Annotated in this window: 17 protein-coding genes; 12 read left to right on the forward strand and 5 right to left on the reverse strand. The window is 33.0% G+C overall.

Going from position 1 to position 16126, the window contains the following annotated elements; genetic code table 11:
• The first annotated feature begins 3 nt into the window (after positions 1-3).
• Positions 4-678 carry a response regulator gene (locus K7G79_RS12090; RefSeq protein WP_223551849.1) on the forward strand — a complete coding sequence of 225 codons (675 nt, stop codon included), beginning with the start codon at positions 4-6 and terminating at the stop codon, positions 676-678.
• 227 nt (positions 679-905) lie between these two features.
• Here the strand turns inward: K7G79_RS12090 and K7G79_RS12095 are convergent, their stop codons facing one another.
• Positions 906-1382 carry a DUF456 domain-containing protein gene (locus tag K7G79_RS12095; protein WP_223551850.1) on the reverse strand — a complete coding sequence of 159 codons (477 nt, stop codon included), beginning with the start codon at positions 1380-1382 and terminating at the stop codon, positions 906-908.
• A gap of 143 nt (positions 1383-1525) precedes the next feature.
• Between K7G79_RS12095 and K7G79_RS12100 the strand changes: the two genes are divergently transcribed.
• The 3 genes from K7G79_RS12100 to K7G79_RS12110 all read left to right on the forward strand — a co-directional run bounded on the left by K7G79_RS12100 (position 1526) and on the right by K7G79_RS12110 (position 4907).
• A complete protein-coding gene (locus K7G79_RS12100) occupies positions 1526-1885 on the forward strand; it encodes a BlaI/MecI/CopY family transcriptional regulator (RefSeq protein ID WP_223551851.1) in 360 nt (119 codons plus the stop codon).
• A 2-nt stretch (positions 1886-1887) separates the two neighbouring features.
• Positions 1888-4305 carry a M56 family metallopeptidase gene (locus K7G79_RS12105; protein WP_223551852.1) on the forward strand — a complete coding sequence of 806 codons (2418 nt, stop codon included), beginning with the start codon at positions 1888-1890 and terminating at the stop codon, positions 4303-4305.
• A gap of 125 nt (positions 4306-4430) precedes the next feature.
• Complete coding sequence (locus K7G79_RS12110) at positions 4431-4907, forward strand: hypothetical protein (RefSeq protein WP_223551853.1); 477 nt, start codon at positions 4431-4433, stop codon at positions 4905-4907.
• 1 nt (position 4908) lies between these two features.
• Here K7G79_RS12110 and K7G79_RS12115 read toward each other — a convergent pair whose 3' ends face one another.
• The 3 genes from K7G79_RS12115 to K7G79_RS12125 are packed head-to-tail and all read right to left on the reverse strand — an operon-like array spanning position 4909 to position 7782.
• Positions 4909-5793, reverse strand: a complete 885-nt coding sequence (locus tag K7G79_RS12115) for a hypothetical protein (protein ID WP_223551854.1) — start codon at positions 5791-5793, stop codon at positions 4909-4911.
• A gap of 52 nt (positions 5794-5845) precedes the next feature.
• Entirely contained in the window at positions 5846-6967 is a 1122-nt protein-coding gene (locus K7G79_RS12120; protein WP_223551855.1) for a glycosyltransferase, read from the reverse strand.
• Positions 6964-7782 carry a hypothetical protein gene (locus K7G79_RS12125; RefSeq protein ID WP_370634221.1) on the reverse strand — a complete coding sequence of 273 codons (819 nt, stop codon included), beginning with the start codon at positions 7780-7782 and terminating at the stop codon, positions 6964-6966. The genes K7G79_RS12120 and K7G79_RS12125 overlap by 4 nt, the downstream gene beginning before the upstream one ends.
• A gap of 184 nt (positions 7783-7966) precedes the next feature.
• On the opposite strand from K7G79_RS12125, the gene K7G79_RS12130 reads away from it, so the two are divergent.
• From K7G79_RS12130 to K7G79_RS12160, 7 genes are all read left to right on the forward strand, one after another.
• Entirely contained in the window at positions 7967-8602 is a 636-nt protein-coding gene (locus tag K7G79_RS12130; RefSeq protein ID WP_223551856.1) for an outer membrane beta-barrel protein, read from the forward strand.
• A 1-nt stretch (position 8603) separates the two neighbouring features.
• Complete coding sequence (gene ruvC / locus K7G79_RS12135) at positions 8604-9155, forward strand: crossover junction endodeoxyribonuclease RuvC (RefSeq protein ID WP_223551857.1); 552 nt, start codon at positions 8604-8606, stop codon at positions 9153-9155.
• 304 nt (positions 9156-9459) lie between these two features.
• The gene (gene hemW / locus K7G79_RS12140; protein WP_223551858.1) at positions 9460-10608 is read left to right on the forward strand and encodes a radical SAM family heme chaperone HemW; all 1149 of its coding nucleotides are present in this window, start codon (positions 9460-9462) and stop codon (positions 10606-10608) included.
• A 54-nt stretch (positions 10609-10662) separates the two neighbouring features.
• Positions 10663-11412: a cyclase family protein gene (locus K7G79_RS12145; RefSeq protein ID WP_223551859.1), complete on the forward strand. Its 750-nt coding sequence runs from the start codon at positions 10663-10665 to the stop codon at positions 11410-11412.
• Positions 11413-11518: 106 nt separating this feature from the next.
• The gene (locus K7G79_RS14810; RefSeq protein ID WP_370634222.1) at positions 11519-11692 is read left to right on the forward strand and encodes a hypothetical protein; all 174 of its coding nucleotides are present in this window, start codon (positions 11519-11521) and stop codon (positions 11690-11692) included.
• A 248-nt stretch (positions 11693-11940) separates the two neighbouring features.
• Positions 11941-12741: a hypothetical protein gene (locus tag K7G79_RS12155; RefSeq protein ID WP_223551860.1), complete on the forward strand. Its 801-nt coding sequence runs from the start codon at positions 11941-11943 to the stop codon at positions 12739-12741.
• 93 nt (positions 12742-12834) lie between these two features.
• Positions 12835-13413: an alkylphosphonate utilization protein gene (locus K7G79_RS12160; protein WP_223551861.1), complete on the forward strand. Its 579-nt coding sequence runs from the start codon at positions 12835-12837 to the stop codon at positions 13411-13413.
• Positions 13414-13902: 489 nt separating this feature from the next.
• On the opposite strand, the gene K7G79_RS12165 is transcribed toward K7G79_RS12160, so the two are convergent.
• Positions 13903-14331 carry a DUF4440 domain-containing protein gene (locus K7G79_RS12165; protein WP_223551862.1) on the reverse strand — a complete coding sequence of 143 codons (429 nt, stop codon included), beginning with the start codon at positions 14329-14331 and terminating at the stop codon, positions 13903-13905.
• 217 nt (positions 14332-14548) lie between these two features.
• On the opposite strand from K7G79_RS12165, the gene K7G79_RS12170 reads away from it, so the two are divergent.
• On the forward strand, positions 14549-16120 hold the full coding sequence (locus K7G79_RS12170; protein ID WP_223551863.1) for a discoidin domain-containing protein: 1572 nt from the start codon (positions 14549-14551) through the stop codon (positions 16118-16120).
• Positions 16121-16126 lie beyond the last annotated feature (6 nt).

Raw genomic sequence — 16126 nt, forward strand, 5'->3', positions numbered from 1 at the left:
ATTATGACCGAAAGAATAAAAATATTAATGATAGATGACCATCCAATGATTATTGAAGGTTATCAAAATACCCTACAGTTTACAAAAACTGAAAATCAAGAATTACGTATAGATATTGCTAACAATTGTGATGAAGCACTGAGGTTTATGGATAAATCCGTAGCCCAAAACGATCCCTACAATGTATTATTTGTTGATATAAGTTTACCACCATCATCCGATGGGACTATGAATTCTGGTGAAGATCTAGCAGAACATGCGCGAAAGATTTTGCCCAGAGCAAAGATCATTATTCTTACTATGTTTAATGAGTCATTTAGAATCCATAACATCATTAAAACTATTGATCCGGAAGGATTTCTTATTAAAAGTGATTTAACTTCTAGTGAATTGGCAAGTGCATTTCAAGCAGTCCTTTACAATCCGCCTTTTTATAGTGGTACGGTAAATAGCCATATTAGAAAAACGATAACCAGTGATATTGTAATTGACGAAAAAAATAGAAAGATTCTACACCTATTATCACAAGGGGTTAAAACCAAAAGCCTAGCCTCGCATTTAGATATGTCCTTGAGTGCTGTTGAAAAAAGAAAGCGACAACTTAAAGATTTGTTTTGTGTTGAAGACGGTCAAGATGAAACCTTGTTAAATGAGGCTAGAAAGCAAGGGTTTGTATAATTTTTTTATTAAGAAACACCTTATTATTACTAGAACTTACAATTATACCGTAATGTGCTTACGGTTTTTCCGCAGCAAAAAGTTAAAACTAATGTTTAGGTTTGTAATATCAACACTACAATTTAATTAATCCCTCAAATTTATTGTTGATAATAGCAATTTACATAGGCCCTGTGGAGGTGAGAGACCCATAGGGCTTCTTCTTTTCTTAGGGATTGATGTATAAGTTAAACAAGAATGGCTATAAAAAGACCTAAGTAAATTATAGCCACAATAAACTTAATGAATGTTGAGGTTAGAAAACCAATAAAAGATCCAAAAGCAGCCTTAAATGCAATTTTGGAATCGTTCCTGTTTATAAGTTCCCCGACAAGAGCGCCTAAAAATGGACCAATGATAATACCACCAGGAATTGGAGCGAACAGCCCAATAATGAGGCCTAGAGTTGTGCCAATCATGCCCAATCTACTACCGCCAAAGCGTTTGGTGCCTATGGCGGGGATTATATAGTCCAATACCCAAATTAGTAATGCAGTAATTAGCGTGATAACCAAAAAAGAGGTATTCATAGGAATACCTTCTGTAAAATGAACAATTAACAATCCCACCCAGCTGGTTAATGGGCCTGGCAAAATGGGAAGAAAACTTCCAATAATTCCAAGAACCATAAATAACGAGGCAACAAAAATTAAAAAAATATCCATAAACAGATTTAAGTTTTACAATGAATAAGACGTTTTTGAATACTAAATGTTACATTTTTAAACTAAAAAATTAGTTTAAACTAATTTTTTAGTTATATTTGTTTAACTAAATGTTTAGTTCAATATTTAAAAAATAAAAAATCATGTTACAACTTACCAAGGCAGAAGAGGAGATCATGCAAATACTTTGGCAGCTAGGCAAAGGCAATGTTAAAGCGATAATAGGGTGCTTACCAGAGCCGAAACCAGCGTACAATACCGTGTCTACCATAGTGAGGATATTGGAAAGTAAAGGTTTTGTCGATCATGAAAAAGAGGGAAAAGGCCATGTATATTTTCCAATAATTAAGCAGCAGGATTACAGTAATCAGTCCTTAAACAAATTAGTGGATAATTACTTTCAAGGCTCTTTTAAGAGTATGGTGTCCTTTTTTGTCAAGAAAAATGATGTTAGCTTAAAAGAATTGGAATCTATTTTAAAAGAAATCAATAAAGAGCAGTAGTCATGGCACATTACATTATTGAAACCATAGCCTTTCAGGTATTTTTCTTGTTGATATACGACCTGTTTTTAAAAGGGGAGACCTTTTTTAATTGGAATAGGTTTTATCTAATTACAACTGCTATTTTGTCTGTTGCGCTGCCGTTTATAAAAGTTGAGAGCTTTAAGAAAATAGTACCCCAAGAGTATGTTATTTCACTTCCGGAAGTTATCTTGGGGTCATCGGCAGCAAATACCAATGCTCCCATTGCGTTGGATGCCGTGGTGATTCAAAATAATGAATACATGTCTTTTTGGGAGATTGTATTTTATGCGGGTATGGGCTTAGCGGCTTTGGTTTTTCTAATAAAGGTTATTAGGATTTTGCTATTAATCCTGAAAAATTCCAAGGTCAATTTTGGTAGGTTAACCCTAGTTAAACTTTTAAATAGTAGTGCTGCTTTTTCCTTTTTTAGATATGTGTTTTTAGGGGAACTATTAAATGAAGACGAAAAGCAATCCATATTAAAGCACGAGGTGGTACATGTGAAACAAATGCACAGTTTGGATCTTTTGTTTTTTGAACTGTTCCGAATTTTGTTTTGGTTTAATCCATTGGTATACATGTACCAAAACAGAGTTACTGCGCTACATGAGTTTATAGCGGATGCCGAAGCGGTAAAGCATGAAAGCAAATCGAAATACTATCAAAACCTCTTGACACAAGTTTTTGAAACGAAAAAAATATCATTCATCAATCCATTTTTTCAACAATCATTAATCAAAAAACGAATCGTTATGTTACAAAAATCAAAATCAAAACAAATTAATCTTTTAAAGTATGCCTTATTGATTCCTATGGTGGCAGGGATACTTGTTTATACGTCCTCTGAAGCTCAAAATAAATCAGTTCGTATTAAACCAGATTTAAGTGAATATACTTATACAGTCAATGTAAACAAAGTCAATTTAGATAAGGCGGCACTTACAAAATCTATAGATTCAAAACAAAAACAGGTGGATTTTTTAAAGTCAAATCCAAATTATGTTGTTTGGGTTGATGAGAATCCAACAATTGGTGAATTCACATATACTTTACACAGTGAAAGTGAACAGGCTCCAAAAGATTATGTGCTGTTAAAAGCATATTCAGATGGGGGTTATAAGTACAAAATGGTTGCTCACAAAAAGTTTCAGTCAAAATTGGAAAAAAAGAATTTAAATGAAAAAGATGTTCCCTTCGCAGTCCTAGATCAAGTTCCTGTGTTTCCTGAATGTGAAAACCTGTCAAAAGAGGAACAAAAAGCATGTGTAACGAATGGGATTGCTAATCACGTGAATAGAAACTTTAATACAGCCTTAGCTATGCAATTAGGTTTAACAGGCAGGCAGCGTATTGACGTCATATTTAAAATAGATACAGAAGGTCATGTTACAGGTATTCGATCAAAGGCTCCCCATCCCAAATTGGAGGAAGAAGCTATTAGGGTCATAAAAACACTGCCTCAAATGACTCCAGGAAAACAAAAAGGAAAAGCAGTTATTGTACCTTATTCATTACCCATTATCTTTCAAGTTCAAGACCAATCGGTTGCTGATGAAACAGTGGTGATTGCTTATGGTCAAACCCCTTCAAAAAATGAGTCCTCTGAAGATATTGAAGTTCCATTTGCTGTAATAGAAGATGTGCCTATTTTTCCTGGCTGTGAAAACTTAGTTACAAATGTGGAGAAAAGACAGTGTATGTCTGAGAAAATCCAAGAATTTGTAGCAAGAAAGTTTAATACAGAATTGGCCAACGATTTAGGCTTAAAGGGTAGACAAAGAATAAACGTTGTATTTAAAATAGATAGATTTGGAGTAGTCAATTTGAATGAAATTAGAGCTAGGGCTCCACACAAAGATTTGGAAGAAGAAGCCATTCGGGTTATTAATGCCTTGCCAAAAATGATTCCTGGAAATCAAAAGGGCAAAGAGGTGACCGTACCCTATTCATTGCCCATTATTTTTGAAGTTGAAGACGACACGCAAATACTGGATGAAGTATCTGTTGTTGGCTATGCCGATGATACTTTGGGAGGTTTGGCTGTACCTTTTGCTATTTTAGATAAGGTACCTACATTTGCAGGTTGTGAAAGCCTATCTCAAGACGAACAAAGAAAGTGCGTATCTAATGAAATTCAGAAGCATGTCAATCGAAATTTCAATACAAATTTAACTAAAAGCTTAGGTTTAAAGGGGCAACAAAGGATCAATGTTGTTTTTAAGATTACAAAGAAAGGTAGTATAGAAATTGAAAAATCAAGAGCTCCTCATCAAGTATTGGAAGAGGAAGCAGTCAGGGTAATAAAAACATTGCCAAAAATGACGCCTGGCGAACATAAAGGTAAAAGAGTAGATGTGCTTTATTCTTTGCCTATCATCTTTCAGGTGCAAGATTAAATATGTTTATTAACTTTAATTTTTTAGATACTGAATTATTTAAAACCGAAGTTCCAACTTCGGTTTTTCTTTTAAATAGGTATTAAAAACCAAAAAAATCGTATTTTTCGGGTATAGATTAATCCATGAAAAAAATCTGTATTTTTTTGGTCTGTCTTGCATGCTTTTCGTGCGAGCGTTTCAAAGTAAAAAAAACAACACCCGAAGCCATTTTAAAGGAAGAATTAAAAACCTTTAATTGGGATGAGGTAGATGCCTATCCTAGTTTTAAAGTTTGTGATTCATCCTTAATAAAGCAGGAACAAAAGCAATGTTTTGAACGTGTATTGCGGGAGCATATTATGACTGTTTTACAAAAGGAGATTATAGTGGTCACCCAAGATATTAATGATACGGTTAGCCTTGATTTTAAGGTGTCTGAAAAAGGCGATTTACAGCTTAATGACATTCAACTGGATTCTATTACCGAAAAGGAAATTCCCAATATAAAAATCTTGCTCCATAAAAGTTTAGACTCCTTGCCAGACATTTTTCCGGCAGTAAAACGTGGACAGCATGTTAAGACCGAATTCAAACTCCCAATTATTATAAATGTTAATTAAGCTATAAATTAAACTTGTAGCCAATTGAGAAATTTATTGGAAAATGCCCGTTGTTTTTTACAAAAACGGAAACAATTTCATTATAAATTAGGGTGATGAAACCCCTCTCTGAAACCTTAATATCACTGCCAATGCCAAAAATAAAAGGCACTCTAAAGGCATTATTTTTTACGGTCATTTCTTCAAGTGTCATGTTTTCATTTTCAACGAGTACCACATGTTTTGAAAATGTGTAGGTCGCTAATTGAAGGTTTATATAAGTGTTAAAAATAGAACAATTGATAAACCGAAATCGATAACCCAAATTTATTATGGTAGATGTATAATTAAAACCATCACTTTTTAAGGTTTTTTCTAGACCAATAAAACCCGATTGTCTAGAATGTTCTTTTTTTTCAAATAGTTCTACTTCTGTGCCAAAACACACCGTTTTAGTATTGTTGATGTTTTCAACTAGAGGATGGTTTGTTAAGCCACCAAAAACGCCTAACCTAATTTGGGTTTCTACTTTGTCTTCGGTATAGGCATAACGTCTTGTTCCCTTTTTATTGTATGCTTTAATGAATTGTTTAAGGCCATATTTGCTGAATGCCACTTGCTCGGTAGACATGTTGGAGTCTTTGGTCAATTCGGTTAATGTATGTCTAAATTCATTAAAATAGGTGCTATCTATATCTCTAGTGTTAATAAGCTCTTGTATGTTATTGTTGCTATCCCTTACAAAAAATCGATAACCTTTATCCAATTTTAAGGTCAACAAATCTAAATCACCTTCAACCTCGGTATTTAAAATTAAAGTTTCACCGTTTATGGTATAATGTTCTTGAGCAATAGAGTAAAAAGTAGGGATTAATAAAAAAATGAGTAAAAGGAAAAGCGTTTTCATTTAAAAGGGCTGTTGGACTCCAATAAAAATAATAAAAATAAACGAGAAAAAGTTATGTTTTAAACGTTCTGTCTTTCCACTTATAAGGTCTAAATAAAGCACTGAATACAATATAAGTACTTATGAACGGATAGATTATAAAGCTTATAAAATAGTTTTTTAAGCAGTCTTTTTGATCGAAAAAGGAAGCCGTTTTATAAATTAAACATAAGTCTATACTAAACTTAATAATAATAAGATATAGTAATGGTTTAAAGCTTAAGTATCCTGCCAGGGAAAGTATTAATAAACTGGGAATCACTATATTCATTAAAAAGACTAGTAGGCCAGTAAGTTTAGCAAAACTATTTCTGTAATGCCTTGTTTTTGAACCCCATCTGATTCGTTGTTCTATATAGCTTTTCCATGATATTTCTGAAAGGGTAGTTACAACAGCTTCTTCACATTTTAAATAATTAACTTTTTTTGGTGAATGCTTCAATGCCTTTTCTAAAAAGAAAATATCATCGCCACTGGCAATATGGGTGTTTCCCTCAAACCCATGAAGCTCATAAAACAATGTCTTTTCATATCCTAAATTAGCTCCATTGCACAAGAATGGTTTTTCAATGCCAAATCCACCTAAAGTGGCACCCTGTAAGCTAAGCATATCCAAAACTTGAAATTGATTTAAAAATGTTCGCCCCAATACCAATTTAACTGGAGCAACAATACATTTACTTTTAGTGTCTTGGATAAATGTATCAAAACTATTCAGCCAATATTTGGGTATCGTGCAATCGGCATCTGTTGTGATAATCCAATCGTGTTTTGAAGCTTCTATGGCTGTTGTAATAGCATCTTTTTTAGGTGATTTCGAAATTCTTTTATTTTTAATAATTGAAATGTTGTAGCAATTGTTTAAGTATTCCTCTATGATTTTAACAGAAGCATCGGTAGAGTCATCATCAACAAAAATAATCTCAAACAGGTGATTTGGATAGGCTAAGGCTTTAATCGACTGTAACAAATAGGGCAAATTATTAGCTTCGTTCCTAAACGGTATAACTACAGTAAAGCTGGTTTTAGGTTCTATGTCTGGCAGGTGAAAGGTGTTTATTTTGTCATGCCCCCAAATAAAAAGTCCAATAAGAATAAGATAGATAATGGTTATGAACAATGCAATATATATCATGATTCCATGTCAATTTTGGGAAGTTTAAATAGAACGATATAATAACAACCAACAACACTTGGCAATGCAAAATTAAGGATCCACATGAGGGATGTTATCGATAAAATAGTTAGACTGTCAACATTCAAAAATGAAAACAGGTAAACGGCAATGCTGCCTTTAATTACAGCATCAAATATAGAAATAGTAGGTATAATAGATGCTAAAAGGTATGTGGATGAAACAATGATCATACACTCTAAATACAAAATATCAATCCCAAAAAGCAATAACAAGGCATAAAATTGAAACGAAAAGATACCATAGCGCATTATGGCATATAAGCCGCCTCTTACCAATACGTCTCTTGGAAAATAGAAAATATAATGTTTAACTTTACTTAGAGGAATACCTCTAATTTTAATAGAGTTCTGTTTAATCCATAAAAATATAAGAACTACTGTTATGCTAATAGAAAAGAAAAGGATTATAAGTTTGAAATAGTTTATTGGTGGATTATACCGATTAATAAAAAATAAGAATCCAATAATGCCAAAAATCAAAGTAGTGCACATTTGTAGCATATTGCTTATAAAGTTAATGAGCATTACGCGCTTTCGTTTATTTTTACTGTAGTAAATCGATTTTATACCATATTCTCCTACTCTATTAGGTGTGAATAGAGAAGCAGTTAATGAACTTAAGCTTTGTTTTAATGCCTCATAGAATGTTATTTTTTGCACATACGACACCAAATTTTGCCATTTTAAAATTTCAAAAAACCAGTTAAAGCTGCTCAAAAGAAATAAAAGAAGACCGTTTTTCAATGAGAGCATCTTGTTCTTGGTTAAAGATTCAATAAAATTTACAAAATCCAATTGATTGTTAGATATTAATTTTTTGTAGATAAAGTAAAATGCAAACAATACAATGCCTAATTTAATGAGCACAAAAAAGAATTGTTTAGCTTTGTAGGGTAGCGTATCCATCGTGTGATGCAAAATAAACTAATATTGTTTTATGACCTCAAATTTTAAGTCTTTCAAACTACAATTATTTTTGTTTGTATTTATTATGGTAGGGTTTAATGGAGGTGCCCAAGATACAAGTACATTTAAGGCGCAAATAGCTTTGGGTGTAAATAACCCTTCTAAAGAAGGGTTCATACAAGGCTTCGAAGCAAAGTCCTATAATTTTCCAACCGTTAATTTAGGTTTGCAATACATGTTTAAGCCAAGGTGGGGCGCTAAGTTGGATTATGGCTTTAGTAGAATGTCAAATGAGGAAAGTGCTCAGGAATTCAAGCTAAACTTTTCTCGAATCAATATACAATTGGTGTATGATGCTTCACGAATTTTTAGTTTTTTACCCTCAGGTATGGGGACTTTTATCCATGCAGGCCCTGGATTTTCTATGGTTAAACCATTAGGTAATTATACTCAAAATGATACGTCTTATTTTAATGTTATGGCAGGGATGGAATTCCATTACGGATTGTCTGATAAGTTGTCTTTGTTTTTGGATGCGTCTTATATTAATGGATTTTGTAAAGATTTTGATCCCATTTCAAATGGTTTCGGATCGTTTAATGGGAATGTGTTAACTCTAACCGTTGGCGCTTCCATTTCATTGAGTGGGTGTTATTATTGTGAATAAAATGGCTAAAGAGCGTATTATTTTAGGAATCGATCCAGGGACGACCATTATGGGGTTTGGACTCATAAAAGTAGATGGAAAAACCATGCGATTTATGCAGCTGAATGAGCTCGATTTAAAAAAATACGACGATCACTATTTGAAGCTTAAGTTGATTTTTGAACGTACCATTGAGCTCATTGAAACCCATCATCCCGATGAAATTGCTATTGAAGCTCCTTTTTATGGAAAAAATGTACAGAGTATGCTCAAGTTGGGACGTGCCCAAGGTGTAGCTATGGCTGCTGGACTTAGCCGACAAGTCCCTATTACCGAGTATTCACCAAAAAAAATAAAAATGGCCATTACTGGCAATGGTAATGCGAGCAAGGAGCAGGTGGCCAAAATGCTACAAAGCTTACTAGGGTTACAAACCCTCCCTAATAATTTGGATGCAACCGATGGTCTGGCCGCTGCGGTTTGCCATTTTTACAATTCAGGGAAGGTTAGTTTGGGTAAAAGTTATTCAGGTTGGGCTGCTTTTGTGAAGCAGAATCCCAAAAAAATTGGTTGAGTCGTTTTTTGTTTAGTGGTTTAACTGTCATTCCTGCAGAAACAGGAATCTATTTATAGTAATATTCAATGGCTTATTTGATGATCATATTTTTAGTTCTATTTACCCTAGAATTATATCAAACAAAGTTTAAAAGGAAACCTAACAAGTATATTTGGTTTTTAATCGTCATGGTTTTTGGTGTTTATGGATATTCTGTTTATTTGGTATTTAAAAGAAGATTAGTTGTTAAAAGACAGTTTAAGCCCGGTTTTACTCACTACAGATCAAAAACTTGAATATTGCGTACGGTACTTAAGACTATATGAGCGGCATTTACATCCATATTCCATTTTGTAAGCAAGCCTGTTACTATTGCGATTTTCACTTTTCCACGTCATTAAAGAAGAAAGAAGAACTTATAGTAGCTCTTATAAAAGAATTAGAGTTGCGAAAAGCGGAATTGCAAGAGCCTGTTGAAACCATTTATTTTGGTGGTGGCACGCCCTCACTATTAACGATTGAGGAATTACGATTTTTAATTGATGAAGTTTATAAGAACTATACGGTTTCTGTAAATCCCGAAATTACCTTAGAAGCTAATCCCGATGATTTAACTAAACAACGACTTAGCGGCTTAGCATCTACACAAATAAACAGATTAAGTATTGGTATTCAATCGTTTTTTGAAGACGATTTAAAAAACATGAACCGAGCCCATAACGCGGAGGAAGCTAAACAATGTTTGGAAGAAGCTGCAAAATATTTCAATAATATAACTATTGATCTTATTTACGGGATTCCAAATATGGATTTGGAAAAATGGAATAAGAATTTGGAACAGGCTTTTAGCTTTGGAATTAATCATATTTCTAGTTATGCCTTAACCGTTGAACCAAAAACAGCCTTGGATAGTTTTATTAAAAAGGGAACTTACCTACCTTTGGATGAGAATTTGGCATTGCTGCACTTTAACCATTTAGTAGAACGGACCACCCAAGAAGGATTTGTACACTATGAAATTTCGAACTTTGGTAAACCAAATTACTTTTCAAAGCATAATACAAGTTATTGGCAAGGGAAACTGTATTTGGGTATTGGGCCTTCGGCACATTCGTTTAACGGATTAGAACGGAGTTGGAATGTTTCGAATAATACGAAATACATTCAAGCAATTCAAAAAGGAGCATTACCGTGTACGGTAGAAAAGCTAACCAAAGTAGATCATTTTAACGAGTATGTCATGACTGGCTTACGAACCATTTGGGGTATATCCTTAGAAAAGATAGAAACCCATTTTGGTACTGATTATCTGCAACATTTAAAGATTTCAGCAAAAAAATATTTAGATGATGGACTGCTTTTCATTTCGATGGAGCATGGCGATAAGAAATCATATAAATACACTCTCAAAACTACACTAAAAGGTAAGTTTTTGGTTGATGGCATTGCTTCAGAACTCTTTATGATTTAGTATATTTGGAAGTAAAACTTCAAATTAAAAATACTGAAAATAAATTCAGCATAAATGATTGCAACAATACAATACAACTCTAGAAAACTTAAAATAGACTTAGAAAAACCTCTGGATATTTCCATGTCATTAAGAGCTTCACAAAAAAATGTTAATGCATGGTATTTGGGTGGACCAAAAATAGAACCTGTAAAAGAGGGTAATTGGACAGCGTCAGTAAGTGAAGGTGCAAGGATTAATTTTAACAATATTTATTTTAATCCACATGCCCATGGCACCCATACCGAGTGTGTTGGCCATATTACTAAAAAGGTTCATTCCATAAATAAAAACCTTAAGCAGTTTTTCTTTTTAGCTGAAGTGATTACAGTTGCCCCAGAAACTTATATGAAAGATAGGGTCATTTCAAAAAAACAGATACAATTCGCATTGGGCAATAAGAAAAGGGATGCTGTGGTTATTAGAACCATTCCAAATACAAAAGAAAAAATATCAAAGCAATATTCAAACACCAATTGGCCTTATTTATTGAGGGAAGCAGTTGATTATTTAGTTCAAAAAGGAATTAAACATCTTTTAATTGACATGCCCAGTATTGATAAGGAAAAAGATGGTGGCGAGTTATTGGCTCATAATACGTTTTGGAATACCAACGGAAAATTGAGAATGGATGCCACCATAACCGAATTTATTTATGTGTCCAATAAAATTGCTGATGGTGAGTATCTATTGAATTTACAAATAGCTCCTTTTGAGAACGATGCAACACCAAGTAAACCCATATTATATAAAATTGAAGATTAATGCTTGCGAATATAGAACAACTTCGGGAGTATTGCATTAATAAGAAAGGAGTTACAGAATAATTTCCTTTTGATGTGGACATCTTAATGTTTAAGATGTTGGCAAAATGTTTGTAATTACACCTTCGGATCAATGGGAAAAAGGAGATACTTCAGTATCTGATAAGTGTGATCCAGAATACATATTCGAACTACGAGAACAGTTCCATAGTATTTATGCTGGTCCCATGAGAGTAATAAACATTGGAATACACTTACTATCTATAGAAGTGAGCTTTTAATTAATTTTATTATGGAATTAATTGATCATTCTTACGATATGGCTGTTAAGTGAATGACCAAAACCTTAGGAACAAGTTAAACAGTATGTAAGATAATTCAAAAATTTATCGTATATTTAAATTCTCCTCTAGATTAATTGATGATAGTGCATGATGTACGCCTTTGAAAAGACAAGGTAAACACCCCCATAATCTAACAGCAAAGTTTTAATTTTTTATACTATACTAACTTTAATTTTTTACAGATTATGAAAACTACTAATCAATTTCTTTCAGCAATGTTAATTATGCTTTTACTGGCAATGCCAATGTTTACTTTTGCTCAGGACGAAGAGCCCAAACGCCCTGAGTATATTACCGTAACAAAATCGTATTGGAATAAGAATTATAAGGGCACTCCAGAAGAATGGACAGCTACTGAGAAAGAATACAAGGAAAAGGTGACCAAAAAAAATGAATATATTATGGGAGCTAATTATTTTATGCATCTTTTCACAGCTAACAGTAACGAAGTAATTTATGTGCAATCCTATCCTAATTGGGAAGCCATTGATAAAGCAGCTGCTAGAAATGCTGAACTTGAAAAAGAAGCCTGGCCAGATGAGGAAGAACGTAAGGCCTTTTTAAAGAAACTTAACTCGGCGTATTCCATTTTCCATTCTGATGAAATATACGCTACGCTTCCTGGTGCCAAACATTTTGAAGGTGAAATAACCGATGATACGGTTATGTATTTACGCCAAAACACTATGGCGTTTCCTGAAGAAGGAACAATGGAAGAATGGACAACATTAAATAAGAAAGTCTTTGAAAATGTTATCCTTAAGAACGAGTACGCTAAAGCCTATTATCCTAGTATGCATGCATGGGGATCAGACAGAAGACATTTTAATCAGGCTATGTATGCAGACTCAATGTGTGATTTGGAGAAAATGTTTGAAAGGTATCAGGAATTGATAAAAGAAGCGCTTACTGAAGATGAGCGTAAAGCTTATAATAAATACTTTAAAAGCCATGGAGATTATCTTTATGCGCCTCTTAAGCTATAAGATGGAAATATAATTTTAAAAAGGGTGCCCTAGGGTACCCTTTTTGTTTTTTGAAGTTCCTGTTTTTAAGTGTATTATTGCAAAAATTAAAATATGGGTGTTTTACAAACCTTAAAGGAAAGAAGCAACACTACTTGTGAGTTGTGTGGGACTTCAGAAGGTCTAAGGCAATATACTATTCCTCCATCGTTAAATGAAAATGTAGATAATGATGTATTGTTATGCAATACTTGTTTTGATCAGGTTGAAGGTCATGCCGAAATGGATCCAAACCACTGGCGTTGTTTAAACGAAAGTATGTGGAGTGAGCATGTGGCGGTTCAAATTATGGCTTGGCGTATGTTGCAAAGACTTCGTAACGAAGGATGGCCAAAAGATTTATTGGATATGATGTATTTAAATGATGATGCTCTGGCGTTGGCAAGTGCCACAGGAGAAGATAAAGATTCAAGTGAACAAATCATCCATAGGGATTTTAACGGAGTTGAATTAAAAACTGGTGATGCCGTTGTTTTGATAAAGGATTTAAAAGTTAAGGGGACCAGTATGGTTGCCAAACAGGGAACTGTTGTAAAAAATATTCGTTTGGATTATAATAACGAAAAATATATTGAAGGTAAAGTAGGAACACAACAGATAGTTATTGTTACAGATTATGTTAAAAAAACTTAGTTTTTGTTATTCTTCTTTTTAAGAAAACCAAATCCTAAAGGAAACATAAAAAATAAGAACATATACCTTCCGGTTGCTATACCATAGATAGTAATACCAGCAAGAATTACCATGAGTAAAATTTTAAGGCTATAATTCATGTCACTAAAATAATTTACTAATTTCAAACATTAAATATACTTTAAAAGGTTAGGCGTTAGATTAATATTTGGGAGCTTTAACAAAGCTACTCCAACAATTTTATTAATCTCTACATTTGCACGTTCGAATATACATTTTGTAAATATTGTTTTAAATTACATTTGCTCCAATTTTGGATGAGGTCTTGAAAAAGATTTGTTCGTCCCAAACATGTGTTTGATAAATAAGTGCCTTTAGCTAAAAGAGGGGTATTTAAGCCTTTAGAATTATGAGGGAAGAAGATGTTTGGAGATTTTTATTTTGAAAAAAGATATAATAAGAAATCAAATTGAAGCATTCAAAATTTTACTAACAAGATGTATCTGCTATAATCTTCCATTCACCATCTATTTTTTTGAGTATAATCATAAAAATACCATTGGCATCACCAACCTCACGTTTTAAAAAGAATTCACCCAAAACAAAATAAGACTTATCTTCAATTGACGAAATACTGTTAATTTTAAAGCTAAGCGTACCCGTATGTGCTTTTGAGGGATATCCTTTTTTATATCGTATCAAAGTATTTTTCCAACCCAAGGTAATGCCATTGGGGCTATAAAACTTGAGTGAATCACTTTTCCAATAACTTTCCATAAATTCTTCCATGTTGTTATTGTTCCAGGCCATTATTTGTTTTTCCAAAACGGTTTTAATGGCTTTAACATCATGTTTACTGTTTTGAGTATTACCAGACAGATAACCCATAAGACAAATAAGTAAGAATAAAGCACGCATAATGTTTCATTGTAATTAATTAAGCTAAATATACAAAACAAGAATTTTTAACAAGCGTAATTTTGCTAAACATTGAGGTTGAACAATACCCATTAGGTTTAATTATATATTTTTATTAATTGATGTATTTAAAGTTTAAGAGAAATTTAGTCTTCTTATTAACCATTAGTTTTATTGTATTCTTATGGTTAATTTTGGGATCTTAAATAAAAATTTTATGAGTGTCCCAAAAATAAATTTATGTCTATTTTTATTAATGATGTTAAGCTGTTCTAAAGAGCCAATAACTCAAGTTAATGAAGAAGTCAATTTGCCAATTGAAGAACCAGAAACTTTCAACTATACCTCTGCTTCTAAATACAATTTAAATATCGTTTATTTTATTCCAAAGGATGTCCCTAAACGGATAGATTCCCATAAAAGATTAAGTGAGGTTTTTTTGCACGGACAAGAGTTTTTTAAAAAAAATATGAAAGACTATGGTTTTGGAGAGAAAACGTTTAATTTATTGGAAGATAAAGATAAGAATCGTGTAAAAATAATATATTTAGAGGGTAAGCAAAACACATCCGAATACCCCTACTCAGGTGGAGCAGGAAAAGTGATGGATGAAATAAATACCTACTTTACGGCTAACCCAAATGAAAAAAGTAGTGATCATATAATAGTTATTATGCCCGTAAAAGATATTGATTTTCCAAATGTGCCATTTTATGGTATAGGGCGTTGGTGTTTTGCTTTAGATTATGATGAGATGGATGTAAAATATTTTGGGGGGACATCAAAATTAAGTACTAATGCTACTAAATGGATTGGAGGCTTATTACACGAATTGGGGCATGGTTTAAATTTGCCGCATAATAGTCAAAAAGTATCAGATCATCAAAATATAACCAAAGGAACAGCTTTGATGGGGGGCGGTAATTATACCTATGGTAGTACTCCTACTTTTTTAACTGAGGCAAGTTGTGCCATACTTAATAACAATCAAGTTTTTAATAATGTTGACAATGATTTTTATAACGGTGCAACAGCTCAAATTAAAAGTATTCAAGGAAGTTTTGAAAATGAGGCTTTGGTAATATCTGGAGCATTCGATTCGGATATTCCAGTGAATTATATAGGTTTTTATAATGATCCAGCAGATGATAATGCTGATTATGATGCAGTAACTTGGGCGTCACCGGTAAATAACAATAGTTTTAATATTACCATGCCTATAAGTGAATTTTATAAAAAAGGAGATACTGAATATATTCTACGCTTAAGAATGTGCCATGTCAATGGGGATATTTCAACATTTACCTACTCTTATAAGTTTGTTGACAATATACCAGTAATAGCATTTGGGGATAAAAATTATTTAGATAGTTCTACATGGGAAATTGTTTATTACAGTTCTCAAGAAGACAAAGGGGGGGAGGGGACCAATGGATTAGCTTCACAAATTATTGATGGCGATGATTCTACCTATTGGCATTCATGTTGGATAAATTGTAACGCCTCATACCCACATACTTTAGTTGTAGATGCCAACGAAACAATAACTGCAAAAGGGTTTTCTTTTTTACAAAGAAATGGGAGCAGAAAAGTAAAAGATGTAGAAATATTAATAAGTTCAGACAATAATGAATGGGAAAGCAAAGGTGATTTTACCTTAAAAAATATTAATACTATTCACCATATTGATTTAGCTGAAGAAACTTCATTTAGATATTTTAAAATTATTGCAAAATCTGCATTTGACGGACAACAGTTTGCAGCCTTGGCAGAGGTTAAATGTTTTTAAAAATAC

Source organism: Aestuariivivens sp. NBU2969, assembly GCF_019931125.1.
Lineage (GTDB): Bacteria > Bacteroidota > Bacteroidia > Flavobacteriales > Flavobacteriaceae > Aestuariivivens > Aestuariivivens marinum.